At 67.7% G+C, this 14,071-nt stretch carries 13 protein-coding genes; 7 read left to right on the top strand and 6 right to left on the bottom strand.

Annotated features, from left to right (window positions below; all coding sequences use genetic code 11):
* Positions 1-118: 118 nt before the first annotated feature.
* On the top strand, positions 119-3,007 hold the full coding sequence (locus BES08_RS12635) for a CHAT domain-containing protein (protein WP_231957996.1): 2,889 nt from the start codon (positions 119-121) through the stop codon (positions 3,005-3,007).
* 168 nt (positions 3,008-3,175) lie between these two features.
* Here the strand turns inward: BES08_RS12635 and BES08_RS12640 are convergent, their stop codons facing one another.
* The 5 genes from BES08_RS12640 to BES08_RS12660 all read right to left on the bottom strand — a co-directional run bounded on the left by BES08_RS12640 (position 3,176) and on the right by BES08_RS12660 (position 6,950).
* Positions 3,176-3,721 carry a glutathione peroxidase gene (locus BES08_RS12640; protein ID WP_008832450.1) on the bottom strand — a complete coding sequence of 182 codons (546 nt, stop codon included), beginning with the start codon at positions 3,719-3,721 and terminating at the stop codon, positions 3,176-3,178.
* Between the two features lie 61 nt (positions 3,722-3,782).
* Positions 3,783-4,742 carry an NAD-dependent epimerase/dehydratase family protein gene (locus BES08_RS12645; protein WP_069708513.1) on the bottom strand — a complete coding sequence of 320 codons (960 nt, stop codon included), beginning with the start codon at positions 4,740-4,742 and terminating at the stop codon, positions 3,783-3,785.
* A gap of 4 nt (positions 4,743-4,746) precedes the next feature.
* Positions 4,747-5,433, bottom strand: coding sequence for a glutathione S-transferase family protein (locus BES08_RS12650; RefSeq protein WP_036531048.1), 687 nt, complete (start codon positions 5,431-5,433; stop codon positions 4,747-4,749).
* A 174-nt stretch (positions 5,434-5,607) separates the two neighbouring features.
* Positions 5,608-6,243: a CoA transferase subunit B gene (locus BES08_RS12655; protein ID WP_036531046.1), complete on the bottom strand. Its 636-nt coding sequence runs from the start codon at positions 6,241-6,243 to the stop codon at positions 5,608-5,610.
* The gene (locus BES08_RS12660) at positions 6,243-6,950 is read right to left on the bottom strand and encodes a CoA transferase subunit A (protein ID WP_069708514.1); all 708 of its coding nucleotides are present in this window, start codon (positions 6,948-6,950) and stop codon (positions 6,243-6,245) included. Before BES08_RS12660 ends, BES08_RS12655 begins: the two co-directional genes overlap by 1 nt.
* 196 nt (positions 6,951-7,146) lie before the next feature.
* On the opposite strand from BES08_RS12660, the gene BES08_RS12665 reads away from it, so the two are divergent.
* A complete protein-coding gene (locus BES08_RS12665) occupies positions 7,147-8,037 on the top strand; it encodes a LysR family transcriptional regulator (RefSeq protein ID WP_036525821.1) in 891 nt (296 codons plus the stop codon).
* Between the two features lie 7 nt (positions 8,038-8,044).
* Here BES08_RS12665 and BES08_RS12670 read toward each other — a convergent pair whose 3' ends face one another.
* On the bottom strand, positions 8,045-8,554 hold the full coding sequence (locus tag BES08_RS12670) for a DUF2141 domain-containing protein (RefSeq protein ID WP_008831395.1): 510 nt from the start codon (positions 8,552-8,554) through the stop codon (positions 8,045-8,047).
* Positions 8,555-8,925: 371 nt separating this feature from the next.
* Between BES08_RS12670 and rpe the strand changes: the two genes are divergently transcribed.
* The 5 genes from rpe (at position 8,926) to BES08_RS33615 (ending at position 14,067) form a co-directional block, all read left to right on the top strand.
* Positions 8,926-9,588 (top strand): ribulose-phosphate 3-epimerase, encoded by a 663-nt coding sequence (gene rpe / locus BES08_RS12675; protein WP_036525820.1) that lies wholly within the window; start codon positions 8,926-8,928, stop codon positions 9,586-9,588.
* A 3-nt stretch (positions 9,589-9,591) separates the two neighbouring features.
* Positions 9,592-11,466 carry a heparinase II/III family protein gene (locus BES08_RS12680; protein ID WP_069708515.1) on the top strand — a complete coding sequence of 625 codons (1,875 nt, stop codon included), beginning with the start codon at positions 9,592-9,594 and terminating at the stop codon, positions 11,464-11,466.
* A 453-nt stretch (positions 11,467-11,919) separates the two neighbouring features.
* Positions 11,920-13,512, top strand: a complete 1,593-nt coding sequence (gene purH / locus BES08_RS12685; RefSeq protein ID WP_069708516.1) for a bifunctional phosphoribosylaminoimidazolecarboxamide formyltransferase/IMP cyclohydrolase — start codon at positions 11,920-11,922, stop codon at positions 13,510-13,512.
* A 36-nt stretch (positions 13,513-13,548) separates the two neighbouring features.
* Positions 13,549-13,746 carry a hypothetical protein gene (locus tag BES08_RS12690; RefSeq protein WP_036525817.1) on the top strand — a complete coding sequence of 66 codons (198 nt, stop codon included), beginning with the start codon at positions 13,549-13,551 and terminating at the stop codon, positions 13,744-13,746.
* A gap of 171 nt (positions 13,747-13,917) precedes the next feature.
* The gene (locus tag BES08_RS33615; RefSeq protein ID WP_197524372.1) at positions 13,918-14,067 is read left to right on the top strand and encodes a hypothetical protein; all 150 of its coding nucleotides are present in this window, start codon (positions 13,918-13,920) and stop codon (positions 14,065-14,067) included.
* Positions 14,068-14,071: the final 4 nt, after the last annotated feature.

Below are 14,071 nucleotides of genomic sequence, written 5' to 3' on the forward strand. Positions count from 1 at the left end.
GTCCCCTGAACATCTTGGCGCGGAGGCTTCGGCGCCGGGACGGGTTTGGTCCTCGGGAACAGAGACAGGCATGCAAGAGGCGCGGTGCGCGGGTGTTCTGAGGGGTCTCCTGGCGGCGGTGCTCACAGTTACCGCCCCCGCACCGGTCCTTGCGGCAACACCGACAGCCCCTTCGCCCTCGGAACTGCGCGACTTGCGCGGCTACGATACCGGCGGCGATCCCGAAGCGGCGCTGCGCCACGTCGATGCGGTGCTCGCCCGCGCGGGAACCGCGCCCCGCGTCGATCCGGTGGACCTGCTCTATGCGCAGGCGGTGAAGGCGAGGGCACTCTCCTCGCTGGACCGGACCGAGGAGGCGCTGACGCTGCTGCGCGCCGTCGATACCGGCCTCACCGCCCGCAAGGCCCCGCTCACGCCCGAGCGGGCCAGCCTGCTGCTGCATATCGGCTCGGAACTCGGCGCCCTGGGCCAGCTGGACGAGGCGCAGGACTACACCGCCCGTGCACTGAACCTCGCCGAAAAACTGGGCGGCCGCCAGAGCCCCGAATATGCCGAAGCGCTCTACGGCATGGCCTTGCTCGACTACCTGCGCGGCGCGCAAGGGGCGGCCATTCCCAAGATCGCCGAGGCGCTGGCGATCGCCCGCGCCCACGCACTGGCCACCGGGGAGAACCTCGACGGCCCGGCCGAATACGGCATCAGCCTCAGCGCGCTGCAGCTCAACGTTTCCGACGGCGACAGCGCAATTCTCACCGCGCGCGAAGCGCTGGCATGGGCCGAAGCGCACTTGCCCGAAAATCACCGCGTGCGTGTGCAGGCCGTGCAGCAACTGGGCGCGATCCTCGCCGAAACCGACCAGTACGCGCAGGCGATCCCGATCCTGCGTGCAGCCCTTGAAAAGCGCCGCGCGATCCTGCCCGCCAACGACCCGAAGCTGGCGCTCTCGCTCCACGCCCTCGCCTTCGCGCTCGACAATGCAGGAATGCGCGCGGAAGCCGGGCCGCTCTACGACAAGGCGGTGGCGATCTTCGAGGGCAACCCCGATCGCATCCAGGCCAACAGCCTCGCCACCATGATCGGCCAGCAGGCGCGCATGGCCCAGTGGGAGGGCGACCAGACGCGCGGCCTGGCCCTGCGCGAAAAGGCGCTGGCCGTAGCCCGCCGCTATTCCGCTTCGCCGGAGGACCTGGCGGTGCTGACCGCCGAGTACAACCTCGCCTCCGCGCTCGTCAGCGCCGGGCGGGTGGACGAGGCCCGGCCCCTGCTCGATCATGCGCGCAAGGGCTTCCTCGCCGGCACCGGGCCGACGAACAAGCGGCGTTTCACCGCAGCGTCGCTGTCCGCCCGCATCGCCGTCAGGGAGGGCCGCAAGGCCGAGGCTCTGGCCACCCTGACCGACGCGCTGGCGCCGCTGCGGACCCGCCTGCTCGACCGCGCTACCGCCCGGCGCGACATCGTTACGATGGCAGCCGAATCGCGCGCCGCCTTCATGCAACTGGCCCGCATCGCCATCGATACCAACGTGCCGGACCGCGCCTTCGACGCCTTGCAGATGGCCAACCTTGGCGACCTGCAGGGGGCCTTCTCTTCGCTCGCCGCGCTTCGGGACGACTATGGCCCCGAGGCGCGCGAGGCGATCCGCAGCTACCTCACCCTCGCGGCAGAGGGGCGACAGCTGCGCAAGCGCCTCGACCGCGCGCTGATCGCCGGGGACCGCGCCATCATCGCAGACCTCGAAGCAAAAGTCGCCGAAAGCGATGCGCGTGCGCGCGAAGCGGACGCGCGCCTTGCCGCTCTGGTGCCGGGCTACCGTTCGCTCACCGCCGTCGAACCCGCGCGCCTTGCCGATGCCCGCGCCCGGCTGAAGCGCGGGCAGGCGCTGCTGCTCGTCGGCGCCGACGAAGGCGGTCTGGTGACCCAGCTGGTCTCGCATGATGGTGTCGTCTCGGGCGATGCCGAAGTCTCGGGGCGGCACCTGATGCAGCTGCAGCAGCGCCTGCGCGCCTCGATCGAGAACGGCCTGCTCGACGAAGGCCGTGCCGGGTTCGACCGGCAGGCGGCGTTCGAACTGTTTCGCCTGATCTTCCCGGACCCTGTCCGCAAGGCGCTGCGATCGGTGCGCGAACTGGAAATCCTCGCCCCCGGCAGCCTTGCCACCCTGCCTTTCGCTGCACTGGTGACGCGCACGCCCGAGGGCGCGGACACCGATCCTCAGGCTCTGCGCAATACGCATTGGCTGGTCCGCGATCTTGCCACCAGCGTGATGATCCGCGCCGATCCCCTGCCCCGGCGGGCGGAGACAGGAAAGGGAACAGCTACCTTCGCGGGCATCGGCGCCCCTCTGCTGGGACCGCCGACCATGCTGGCGACGCGATCCGCCTCGGCGCTCAAAGTGGGCGACGTCAGCGTGGAATCGCTCGCCCGGCTCGGCAGCCTGCCCGATGCCGAGCGTGAACTGCGCACCATGGCCAGTCACTTCGCGGGCGACAGCCAGCTCCTGATCGGCCCGCAGGCGACCGAGGCGGCGGTAAAGCAGGCCCCTCTCGACCAGGCGCGGGTGATCGCCTTTGCGACGCACGGCCTCATCGGCGGAGGCTTGCGGGGCCTGGTGGAGCCGGCCCTCGTCATGACCCCGCCCAAGCTCGCGACGCCGCTCGACGACGGGCTGCTGACCGCCTCGGAGATTGCGCGGCTGCGCCTCGATGCGGACTGGGTTATCCTCTCCGCCTGCGATACCGGCGCGGGCGATAGCGAGAATGCGCCGACCTATTCGGGGCTCGCGCGGGCCTTCATCTCGGCGGGATCGCGGGCACTCCTGCTCTCGCACTGGCCGGTGCGCGACGACGTGGCCGGACGGCTGACGCTGCGTACGCTCGAAGGAGCACATGGCAAGGTTTCGCGGGCGGAGGCGCTGCGGCGCGCGCAAGTCGAGGTACTGAAGGCACACGACGTGCCGGGCGGGGCGCATCCTGCGACGTGGGCTGCGTTCGTGCTGGTGGGGGATTGAGGGGCGGGCTTTCGGCCCACCCCGTCCGGCTAAGCAGCAAGCTGCCAAGCCTCCCGGCCGTCCCGCAAGCGGAAGGGCGTTCTCTCTGCTCCCTCCCGTTTGCGGGAGGGCGCTCCCCTCTTCTCCCCTCCCGCTTGCGGGAGGGGCTGGGGGTGGGCCTCCTTCCGCTTACTTCGCCAGTTCAGCCTCGATCGCGCCGGTCAGCAGCGGGTCCTGCGGCGCGGTGCCCGGCGCGAAACGGCCCGCGACCGAACCGTCGCGCGCGATCAGGAACTTCTCGAAGTTCCACAGCACTTCGGGATCGTCGTTCGGGACGATGCCGTAGCCCTTGAACTTCTCCTTCATGCCCTCGACGTCGCCCTGCTTGGTGGGCACCGCCTCGGTCAGCGCGGCGTAAAGCGGCTGCTTGGCCTCGCCGGTAACGTCGGCCTTGGCGAAGAGCGGGAACGAGACGCCGTAGTTGATCGAGCAGAACTCGGCGATTTCCTCATGCGTGCCGGGCTCCTGCGCGCCGAAGTCGTTGGCCGGGAAGCCCAGCACCTCGAAGCCCTTGTCCTTGTATTCGCCGTAGATCGCCTCGAGGCCCTCGTACTGCGGGGTGAGGCCGCACTTGGACGCGACGTTGACCACCAGCAGCACCTTGCCGGCGTGATCGCCGAGGGTGTCGGGCTTGCCGTCAATGCGGGTGAGCGGGATGGAGGCGAGGTCGGCCATTGAATGTTCTCCCATTAGAGTTCGGGCGGGTTATGCGCACGACTGGATGACCGCCGCAAGACTATGCAGGCAAACCGCCGAGGACCGGAGAAATCCACTCCGGGTCATGCGCGAAGGGCATCTCCGCGCCGCCGCGCAGGGCGGTGAGGATCGCGGCGAAATCGGTTTCGGCACGCCAGCCGAGCAGGCGCGCGGCCTTGGCGGGATCGTAGACGCGCTCGATCCTCTCGGGCAGAACCCAGCCCGCGCGGGCGTAGAGGTCGGCAGCATCGGGATGGTAACGGGCGATCACGGCGCGCGCATCGCTGGCCAGTTCCGCTGCATCCTCGCGCGCGAAAGGCGGCGGGGCGGAGAGTACGAAAGTCTCGCACCCCTCGATCCGCTCCAGCGCGGCAAGGTGGGCGAGCGCGGCATCACCAACGGTCAGGCGGCGGTTGAGGAACTCGTTCGCCTTGAGGTTGGGGCCGGAGGGGACCACGTGCGTATCGTCGTCCTCCGGGAAGAACCGCCCGGTGCGCAGGATCGCCACCGCCATGCCGCTTTCGCGCGCGACGAGGCGGCACAGGTCCTCGGCGGTGCGCTTGGTGATGCCGTAGACATTGCGCGGAGCGAGCGGGCCGAACGCCTCGTCCATCCACCACGCGCCGTGTTCACCCGCCCCGGCGCGCACGTCGTCGCGAACCATCAGCGAGGTGGTGGAGGTGAACACGAAGCGCGCGTGTCCCGCATCCACCGCCGCTTCCAGCAGGTTGAGCGTGCCCGTCACGTTGACATCGACGAAGGCCTGCCGCCCGAAGCGCGCGATGTCCGGCTTGTGCAGAGCGCCCGAGTGGATCACCGCCTCGATCCCGTGGTCCGCGACGGTGCGGAACACCAGCGCGCGGTCTGCCACCGAACCCAGCACCGTCGTCGCGGCGCCCGTCGCCACGTCGAGGCCGATCACTTCGTGCCCGCGCAAGGCCAGCAGCGGCGCCAGATGCCGACCCAGCCAGCCGGAAGAGCCCGTCAGCAGGATACGCATGGGATCAGGCGGGGGCGCGGTAGTCGGCGATGATTGCGCCGGCTTCGGCCAGTTCGGCCTCGTGGCTTTCCTCGCGCCAGGTCTCGGCGAGGGCTTCCTCCTCCCACTGGCGCATGGCTGGGTGGGCCAGCATCGCATCGACCCAGGCCTGCCCGCCGCCGACGTCGAGGCCATACGTGCGGATGCGGAAGGCAACCGGCGCGTAGAAGGCATCGATGGCGGTGAACTCGGCGCCCGCCAGCCAGGGGCCGCCGAAGCGATCCAGCCCTTCCTCGAACATCTCGCGCAGGCGGTGGATCTCGCGGACCAGCGCGCCGCTCATCGGCCTCAGCTTCACGCGCACGCCGACGTTCATCGTGCACACATTGCGCAAGGCGGAGAAGCCCGCGTGCATCTCGCATACCGCGCTCTGGGCGAAGGCGCGGGCGTCCGGGGCCTTGGGCCAGACGGTGGGGTGGCGATCGGCGAGATAGAGCGTGATGCCGAGCGAATCCCACACGGTACGCTCCTCGTCGATCAGCGCGGGCACCTGGCCGGTGGGGGAAAAGCTGCGGAAAGCGTCGTAGTTCACCGGCATGGTGAAGGGCTCAAGCTCATCCTCGAACGGGATGGCGAGCGCCTTCATCAGCACCCACGGGCGCAGCGACCAGCTCGAATAGTTCCGGTTCGCGGTGATGAGGGTGTAAGTCATGGATGGTCCCTTGCGAAGAGTGCGCGAGGGATAGCGTGATCGGCGGGTTCTGCCCACCCCGTCCGGCTAGTTCGCTGCGCTCTCAAGCCTTCCGGCCCTCCCGCAAGCGGGAGGGCTTGGTCGTTCTTCTCCCCTCCCGCTTGCGGGAGGGGTCGGGGGTGGGCCTTCCCGCGGTCAGCTCACGTAATGCGCCGTCGTCTTCGCGGCGACTTCCTCGGCCGTCACGCCGGGCGCGAGTTCGATCAGCCTGAACGGGCTGTCGTGATCCGGACGCTGGAACACCGCGAGGTCGGTGATCACCATGTCCACCACGCCCACGCCCGTCAGCGGCAGGGTGCAGGCGGGGATGAGCTTGGGATCGCCGTTCTTTGAGGTGTGCTCCATGACGACGATGATCTTCTTCACGCCCGCGACGAGGTCCATGGCGCCGCCCATGCCCTTGATCATCTTGCCGGGGATCATCCAGTTGGCGATGTCGCCGTTCTCGGCCACTTCCATAGCGCCCAGCACCGTCAGGTCGATGTGCCCGCCGCGGATCATGCCGAAGCTGGTGGCGCTGTCGAAATAGGCCGAGTGCGGCAGTTCGCTGATGGTCTGCTTGCCTGCATTGATGAGATCGGGATCGACCTCGTCCGGGTAGGGAAACGGACCGATGCCGAGCATGCCGTTCTCGCTCTGCAGGGTGACGGTGATGTCCTCGGGCACGTAGTTCGCCACTAGCGTCGGAATGCCGATGCCGAGGTTCACGTAGAACCCGTCCTGCAGTTCCTTCGCCGCGCGGGCGGCCATTTCGTTACGATTCCAGGGCATTATGCCGCCTCCCTTTCGCGCGTCGTCGTGAACTCGATCTTCTTGTCGTAAGGCGCGCCCACAACGATGCGCTGGACGAAGACGCCGGGCAGGTGGATCGCGTCCGGATCGAGCGAGCCGGTGGGGACGATCTCCTCCACCTCGACCACGCAGACCTTGCCGCACGTGGCGGCGGGGACGTTGAAGTTGCGCGCGGTCTTGCGGAACACGACGTTGCCGGTTGCGTCCGCCTTCCACGCCTTGACGATCGACAGGTCGGCGAAGATGCCTTCCTCGAGGATATAGTCCTCGCCGCGGAACTGCTTCACTTCCTTGCCCTCGGCGACCTGGGTGCCCACGCCGGTCTTGGTGTAGAAGCCCGGAATGCCCGCCCCGCCGGCGCGCATGCGCTCTGCCAGCGTGCCTTGCGGGCAGAACTCGACCTCGAGTTCACCGGCGAGGTACTGGCGTTCGAACTCCTTGTTCTCGCCCACGTAGGACGAGATCATCTTCTTCACCTGCTTGGTGCGCAGCAGCTTGCCGATGCCTTCGTTGTCGATGCCGGCATTGTTCGAGGCGAACGTCAGGTCCTTCACGCCCGCATCGCGGATCGCGTCGAGCAGCCTTTCAGGGATGCCGCAAAGCCCGAAACCGCCACTGGCGATCAGCAGGCCGTCCTTGAGCACGCCTTCCAGCGCGGCCTCCGCACTGGGGTAGATCTTGTTCATCGAGGCAGATCCTCTTCTTTTTTAGCGAGAGGCGGCACCGGCCCGCGCCCCCACCCGGCCACCCAACGATAGTACCCTATGGGTGGCCGGGTGGGGGCGCGGGCCGGTGCCGCCTCTACTTCAGCAGACAAAACCTAGACAGCTTCTCCCATCACGAATAGCGATTGTTTTTTATCGGTTCCGATAGACACTGATTATGAAACGCATCGCCCTGTTCCATCTCGAAACCCTGATGTGGATCGATCGCCTCGGCACCTTCGCGGCGGCGGCGCAGCGGCTGAACACCACGCAGCCCGCGATTTCCGCGCGTGTGCGCGAGATCGAGGAGCAACTCGGAGTGCCGCTGTTCCAGCGCGAGGGACGGCGCATGGTGCTTTCCGCGCGCGGGCGGCGGCTGGTGCAGGCGAGCGAGCCGCTCTACCACGGCCTCGAACAGGTGCTGCTGGAGGCGAGCGACTTCGCGGGCGCCACCGCCGCCGTGCGTATCGGCTCGGGCGAGATCGCCGCGGCCAGTTGCCTGCCCGCCTTCATCCAGGCCATCGAGCGCGACCGTCCCGGCGTCGCCATGGAGATCGAGATCGACCTCACCGCGCCGCTGCTCCAGCAATTGCTGGCGGGCACGCGCGACATCGTCTTCCTCGCCGGGCCGGTGGCGAGCCCGGGGATGCGCACGGCCTCGATCGGCTCGGTGGAGCTGGTATGGTGCGCGGGCGCCGAAGTGGCGCAGGACGGCGGTTTCGCGAAGGCCCTGCCGGTCTGGTCCCTGCCCGATCACTCGCCGCTCCACGCGGTGACGCACGAGACGCTGGAGGGCCACGGCATCGTCCCGCGCGCGCTTCACACCTGCAACAACGTGCGCACCCTCATCGAGATCGTCGCCAGCGGCCAGGGCGCCGCCGTGCTGCCCGAGACCATGGTGCACGACCGCCTCGCCGCGGGAGACTTGCGCGAGGTGCTGCCGCGCCCCCGCCATCACGTGCATTTCGAGGCCGCGATCCGCACTCGCGAACGCGACCCCGTAATCCTCGACCTCTTCGCCCGGGCGAGCGAACTGCGCATAGAAATGTCAGCCCAGACGCGGGCCTGACCCGGGTTTACATGTACTTCATCTGGATCCGGATCGACTTCACGCCCTCGCCCACCGGCACGCCGACCTTGGTGTAGCTGGGCTTGCCAAGATTGAAGATGTTGATCGACGGGTTGTTCGACATCGCACCGCCATCGGTGCGGATATCGGTCTCGCCATTGCCATTGACGTCATGGCGCACCGCGACGCCGTATGTGCCCGAGGCCGGAAGCGGCACGCAGAAGGTCATGGACCCGGCGCGGGCCGGAACCTCGATGCGCGAGAGCCACTTGCCCTTGACCAGCCACTCGCCCGAAGTCGCGCGGTAGGACTGGACGCGCACCTTGCCCGAGGACGACTTGATGCCGTCCACGGTGACCATCATCGCCGGCCCCTTGTCAGACTGGCAGCGGCGCATCTCGTTGGGGATCTCGTTGCGATATTGGGCCAGCGCCGGAACCGGCGCGGCGAGACCGGCCATCGCGACAAGCGCGGCAGCGGTGCTGGTACGGCGAAGCAAGGCGTTGGTCTTGATCATCTCTTTTCCGTCTACTGGGTTCTTGGCAAATTGGCAGCCTGAAACCCTCCTGTGGCGCCCAAGTGCCCGAAAAGCGGTGAACCCGCACTGAACTTTCCGTTAGACCACGCGAAAGCCGAAGATCGGTCGTCTGGAAAATGCGCGATTGCGCATTTTCGGTGCGGCACCGGCCCTCTCCCCCACCCGACCACCCATAGGGTACTATCGTTGGGTGGTCGGGTGGGGGAGAGGGCCGGTGCCGCGAAATCCGCAGAAGCGGATTTCCAGACACCCTGCTCCACAAGATCGCGTGTGGAAAACGCACCCCCATACGCTTGTCGCCCCAAGATGTAGTGGCGTATCGCTGGGAAAAGGAGCGTTCGTTTCCCGCCATGACAATTCCGCTGATTTCCCCTTCGATCCTGTCCGCCGACTTCGCCCGGCTCGGAGAGGAAGTGCGCGCCATCGACGAGGCAGGCTGCGACTGGATCCACGTCGACGTCATGGACGGCCACTTCGTCCCCAACATCACCATCGGTCCGGCCGTGGTGAAGGCCCTGCGCCCGCACAGCGCCAAGCCCTTCGACGTCCACCTGATGATCTCTCCGGTCGATGCCTATCTCGAAGCCTTCGCGGACGCGGGCGCGGACTACATCACCGTCCACCCGGAAGCCGGGCCGCACGTCCACCGCACGGTGCAGACGATCCACAATCTCGGCAAGAAGGCGGGCATCTCGCTGAACCCGGCGACGCCCGCCAAGATGCTGGACTACCTTATCGACGACATCGACCTCGTCCTCATCATGAGCGTCAACCCCGGCTTCGGCGGCCAGAGCTTCATCTCCAGCCAGCTTCGCAAGATCGAGGCGGTGCGCAAGATGATCGACAAATCCGGCCGCGACATCCGCCTCGAAGTGGACGGCGGCGTCGATGCCAAAACGGCGCCGCTGTGCGTCTCGGCCGGTGCCGACGTGCTGGTGGCGGGCTCCGCGACCTTCAAGGGCGGGCCGTCGCAGTACGCCGCGAACATCAAGACCCTCAAGGGCCTCGAATAAGGCATGGGCGCCGACACCCGCTTCAGCCCGGCGGCATGGAACCCGGACAATGCCCGGGCGCTTCCCCTGTCGCGTGAGACTGAGGAGGGTGTGGTGACCGGAATTGCTGACAACCGCGCGCCAGCTCCGGCCGAAACGCCCCATATCGAGCCCGGTCGTGCGCTGGCGCTGGTCGATTTCTCTCCGCCGTCTGTGGGCGTCGGCGAGCGGCTGATCCGCATGGCCTATCGCCTTGGCGTGCCCGGCGCGATGCTTTCCGGGCCGATGGGCAAGAAGGCGCGCACCCGCCTGCTGGCGACCGTCAACAACACCCTGCCCGGCAGCCGTGCGGCAGGCACCGCGATCCGGGCCGGGCACTTCCTCGTCCACGGCGCCAAGACGCCGATCGCGCAAGTCGATTTTGCAGGCGCCGCGCGGGTCACGCCGCCGCTGGAGAAGGTGGTCCATTCCTTCTCCTGGCTCACCGACCTCGAAGCCTGCGCCGCGCGCGAACAGGCCGCGCCGGTCGCGGAACGCGTGCTCATGGCCTGGCTTCAGGCCAACCCCAAGCCCCCCACAAAGCCGGGCAAAGGCCCGGCGTGGAGCGTGGGCAACACCGGCGCGCGTCTTGCCAACTGGCTGGCCCATGCCCCGCTGATCCTCTCGGGCGAGAAGGCGCTGCGCATCCGCACGCTGGCGCACATCGCCGCCACCGCGCGCTGGCTCGACCGCCACGTCACCAATGCCGAGGACGGTCTTGCCGAAGTGGCGGGCTGGGTCGGCATCGTCGCCGCCGGATTGCTGCTGCCCGACGGCCGCCCCCGCCGCCTCTATGGCGAGGCCGGGCTGATCAAGGCGCTCGGCGAACTGATGGGCGACGACGGCGGCGTCCTGTCGCGCAGTCCGCTCGCGCAGATGGAAGCGATCGCGCTTCTGGTGCGGCTGCGCGGCTGCTATCACGCCACCCGCCGCGACGCCCCGCCCGCCGTTGAGCGCGTGGTCGAACTGCTGGTGCCGCCACTGCTGGCGCTGACGCACGGCGACGGCGGCCTCGGTTCGTGGCAGGGCGGCTGGGCCGTCGACGGCGCGGACGTCGAGGCGCTGATCCAGGCCAGCGGCGTGCGCACCCGCCCCTTACGCGACGTGCGCCAATGGGGCTACCAGCGTGTCTCCGCGCACAAGTCGATCCTGCAATTCGATACCGCGCCGCCGCCGATGCCCGCGCAGGCCCGCTTCGGCTGCGCCTCGACGCTCGCCTTCGAGTTCTCCCATGGGCCGCATCGCATCGTCGTCAACTGCGGCGGCGCGGCGAGCGGCGGCGGGCTGGTTCCCGTCCGGCTTGAGCAGGGCTTGCGGGCGACGGCGGCGCACTCGACGCTGACCCTCGATGACGCGAATTCCACGGCCGTGTTGATCAACGGCATGATCGGATCAGGCGTCACCGAAGTGGCGGTTGACCGCAAGACCCTGCCGCAGGAAACCGGCTCTAACGCCACCCGTCTGGAGGCCAGCCACAACGGCTATGCCACCCGCTATGGCCTGACCCACCAGCGCATCCTGCTGCTGCGCGACGACGGCAGCGAACTGCGCGGCGAAGACCTGCTGCTTCCGGCCGGCAAGAAGGGCAAGCGCGGCAAGGTGGGCTTCGCGATCCGCTTCCACCTTGGCCCGGAGGTGGACGTCAACCTCACCGCCGACGGCAAGGGCGCCGGGCTCTCGCTGCCCGACGGCAGCTACTGGCAGTTCCGCTCCGCCACCGACGAGGGCGAGATGACGGTCGAGGATTCGCTGTGGGTCGATGGTCAGGGCCGCCCGCAGGCGACGCAGCAGATCGTCGTGCAGGGCATGGTCTCGCGCGGCGGCGGGACTTTCGGGTGGATCATCAAGAAGATGAATTGATGGTAACCGCGCCTTGAAGCCCCCGATGGGCCGTGTATATTGGCATTGTTGTTTCTGGTTTGATGAAAATCACCTTCGAACAAAGAAAGGCGCGCCATGCCAGTGGCGCGCCTTTCGCCGTTTGGGGGACAGGTGCCAGCCCATCCCCCGCCCGTCATCACTTGTTGCGGCTCATCTCCACGATCTTGAGAACAAGCGTCGTGAAGGCCAGGCACGCCATGATGATCAGGGTTGTTGTTTCTACTTTGATTTCAATCACCCCCCTCTGCAGCCAGAATTCGGGTTTCCCCGCGCTGCTCCAGCGGCTTAGCCGAAAACGGCGGGCGGCAGCGGTTAACGCTCCTTCACCGCCCCGCCCAACCCGCGCCCCGGAAAGCGGCCCCGCCCTTGCCCCCGTGGCCCTGCCGTCCTAAGGGCGCGCGCAAAGAGCCACTCGCCAGGGAAGCCCGCCTCATGACCGATTCCGTCCAGATCCGCCGCGCCTTGTTGTCCGTGTCCGACAAGACCGGCCTTGCGCAGCTCGGCAAGGTGCTCAGCGACCGGGGCGTCGAACTGGTCTCGACCGGCGGCACCGCCAAGGCGCTGCGTGATGCGGGCCTGACGGTGAAGGACATCTCCGACATCACCGGCTTCCCCGAGATGATGGACGGCCGCGTCAAGACGCTGCACCCGATGGTCCACGGTGGGCTCCTCGCCGTACGTGACAACCCCGAGCACGCCGCCGCCATGGCCGAACACGCCATCGGCGCGATCGACCTCGTCGTCGTCAACCTCTACCCCTTCGAGGCGACCGTGGCCAAGGGTGCGAGCCGCGACGAGATCATCGAGAACATCGACATCGGCGGCCCCTCGATGGTGCGCTCGGCGGCCAAGAATCACGCCTTCGTCACCATCGTCACCGACCCCAAGGACTACGAGGGCCTGATGGTCGAGTTGGAAGCGACTGACGGCTGCACCACGCTGGGCTTCCGCAAGCTGATGGCCGCGCGCGCTTATGCGCAGACCGCCGCTTACGATTCGATGATCAGCCAATGGTTCGCCTTCGCCGACCAAGGCCTTGAGTTCCCCGAGATGCTCAGCGTCAACGGCCGCCTCTCGACCACGCTGCGCTATGGCGAGAACCCGCACCAGAAGGCCGCGCTCTACACGCCGGTCGGCCCGTTCACCAAGGGGCTGGCGCAGGCCGAGCAGGTGCAGGGCAAGGAACTTTCCTACAACAACTACAACGACGCCGACGCCGCGCTCGAACTCGCCGCCGAGTTCCGGGGCCAGAAGCCCGCCGTCGTCATCGTCAAGCACGCCAACCCCTGCGGCGTCGCCCAGGGCGATACGCTGCTGGGTGCCTGGGAAGGCGCGCTGGCCTGCGATGACGTCTCGGCCTTCGGCGGCATCGTCGCGGTGAACCAGACGCTCGACGGCCCGACCGCCGAGGCGATCTGCAAGATCTTCACCGAAGTCGTCGTCGCCCCCGACGCCGACGAGGAAGCCCGCGCCTTCTTCGCGAAGAAGAAGAACCTGCGCCTCCTGCTGACCGGCGAGCTGCCCGATCCGCGCCGCGCTGGCCTGACCGTGCGCCAGATCACCGGCGGCCTGCTGGTGCAGGGCCGCGACAACGGCGCCATCGGCTTCGACGATCTCAAGGTCGTCACCAAGCGCGCGCCGACCGATCGGGAACTGGCCGACTGCCTGTTCGCCTGGACCGTGGCCCGCCACGTCAAGTCGAACGCGATCGTCTATGCGAAAGACGGCGTCACCGCCGGCATTGGCGCGGGTCAGATGAACCGCCGCGATTCCTCGCGCATCGCCGCTATGAAGGCCGCCGAAGCCGCCGAGAAGTTCGGCTGGGCGCAGGCACGCACCGTCGGTTCAGCAGTTGCATCCGACGCCTTCTTCCCCTTCGCTGACGGTCTGCTCGCTGCTGCCGAGGCGGGCGCAACGGCGGTGATCCAGCCGGGCGGCTCGATTCGCGACGACGAGGTCATCGCTGCGGCCGACGAGGCCGGTCTCGCAATGGTCTTTACGAACATGCGTCATTTCAAGCACTAAGGGTAACCCAGTAACCCGGCAGGAGAAGCAGCGACGATGATGGTCACCGGACTCGGCCCCCTCGTCGTCGTCGGCTTCCTTGCCGGACTTACCCTCGCGGCCGTGCTTTTGAGGCTGGGCCGCCTGAACTCTCCGTTAAGTGCGCTGGGGGCGGCTGCCCTGCCGTTCGGCTGCGCGGCCCTGCCGGTGCTGGTGCTGGTGGCGATCTCCGTGGCCGCAGCATACTCGTACTGAGATCGAACGTTCCCGCCGTTCATCGCTGGCGATCAACCGTTCATCGATAATTGCACTTGTTAACGGTTCCGTTCACTGGACGGCAACCCATTTGCGGCCAAAGGGGCGCAACACATTTTCCGGACCGGTATCACGCCGTTCCCCAAAAGAGACATTTCGAAAGCAGACGTCATGGGTATCTTCAAAGCCGACTTCTACCGCTACTTTGCCTTCGGGTTCGCCGGTGGCGCGCTGCTGGTGATCGGCGCGATGGGCATTGGCCATGTCTCACCGCTCTCGAACGATCTCGTGCCGCCTGCACAGGCCGCCCAAGCCGAGTAAGCCT

Origin of the sequence: Novosphingobium resinovorum (genome assembly GCF_001742225.1) — a bacterium.
Taxonomy (GTDB): domain Bacteria; phylum Pseudomonadota; class Alphaproteobacteria; order Sphingomonadales; family Sphingomonadaceae; genus Novosphingobium; species Novosphingobium resinovorum_A.

Bases quoted from the DNA above. Each gene is read 5' to 3' on its own strand.
- BES08_RS12660 (WP_069708514.1), bottom strand. From the start codon at position 6,950: ATGAACAAGATCTACCCCAGTGCGGAGGCCGCGCTGGAAGGCGTGCTC.
- BES08_RS12640 (WP_008832450.1), bottom strand. From the start codon at position 3,721: ATGGCCGACCTCGCCTCCATCCCGCTCACCCGCATTGACGGCAAGCCC.
- purH (WP_069708516.1), top strand. From the start codon at position 11,920: ATGACCGATTCCGTCCAGATCCGCCGCGCCTTGTTGTCCGTGTCCGAC.
- BES08_RS12690 (WP_036525817.1), top strand. From the start codon at position 13,549: ATGATGGTCACCGGACTCGGCCCCCTCGTCGTCGTCGGCTTCCTTGCC.
- BES08_RS33615 (WP_197524372.1), top strand. From the start codon at position 13,918: ATGGGTATCTTCAAAGCCGACTTCTACCGCTACTTTGCCTTCGGGTTC.
- BES08_RS12645 (WP_069708513.1), bottom strand. From the start codon at position 4,742: ATGCGTATCCTGCTGACGGGCTCTTCCGGCTGGCTGGGTCGGCATCTG.
- BES08_RS12650 (WP_036531048.1), bottom strand. From the start codon at position 5,433: ATGACTTACACCCTCATCACCGCGAACCGGAACTATTCGAGCTGGTCG.
- BES08_RS12680 (WP_069708515.1), top strand. From the start codon at position 9,592: ATGGGCGCCGACACCCGCTTCAGCCCGGCGGCATGGAACCCGGACAAT.
- BES08_RS12670 (WP_008831395.1), bottom strand. From the start codon at position 8,554: ATGATCAAGACCAACGCCTTGCTTCGCCGTACCAGCACCGCTGCCGCG.
- BES08_RS12665 (WP_036525821.1), top strand. From the start codon at position 7,147: ATGAAACGCATCGCCCTGTTCCATCTCGAAACCCTGATGTGGATCGAT.
- rpe (WP_036525820.1), top strand. From the start codon at position 8,926: ATGACAATTCCGCTGATTTCCCCTTCGATCCTGTCCGCCGACTTCGCC.
- BES08_RS12655 (WP_036531046.1), bottom strand. From the start codon at position 6,243: ATGCCCTGGAATCGTAACGAAATGGCCGCCCGCGCGGCGAAGGAACTG.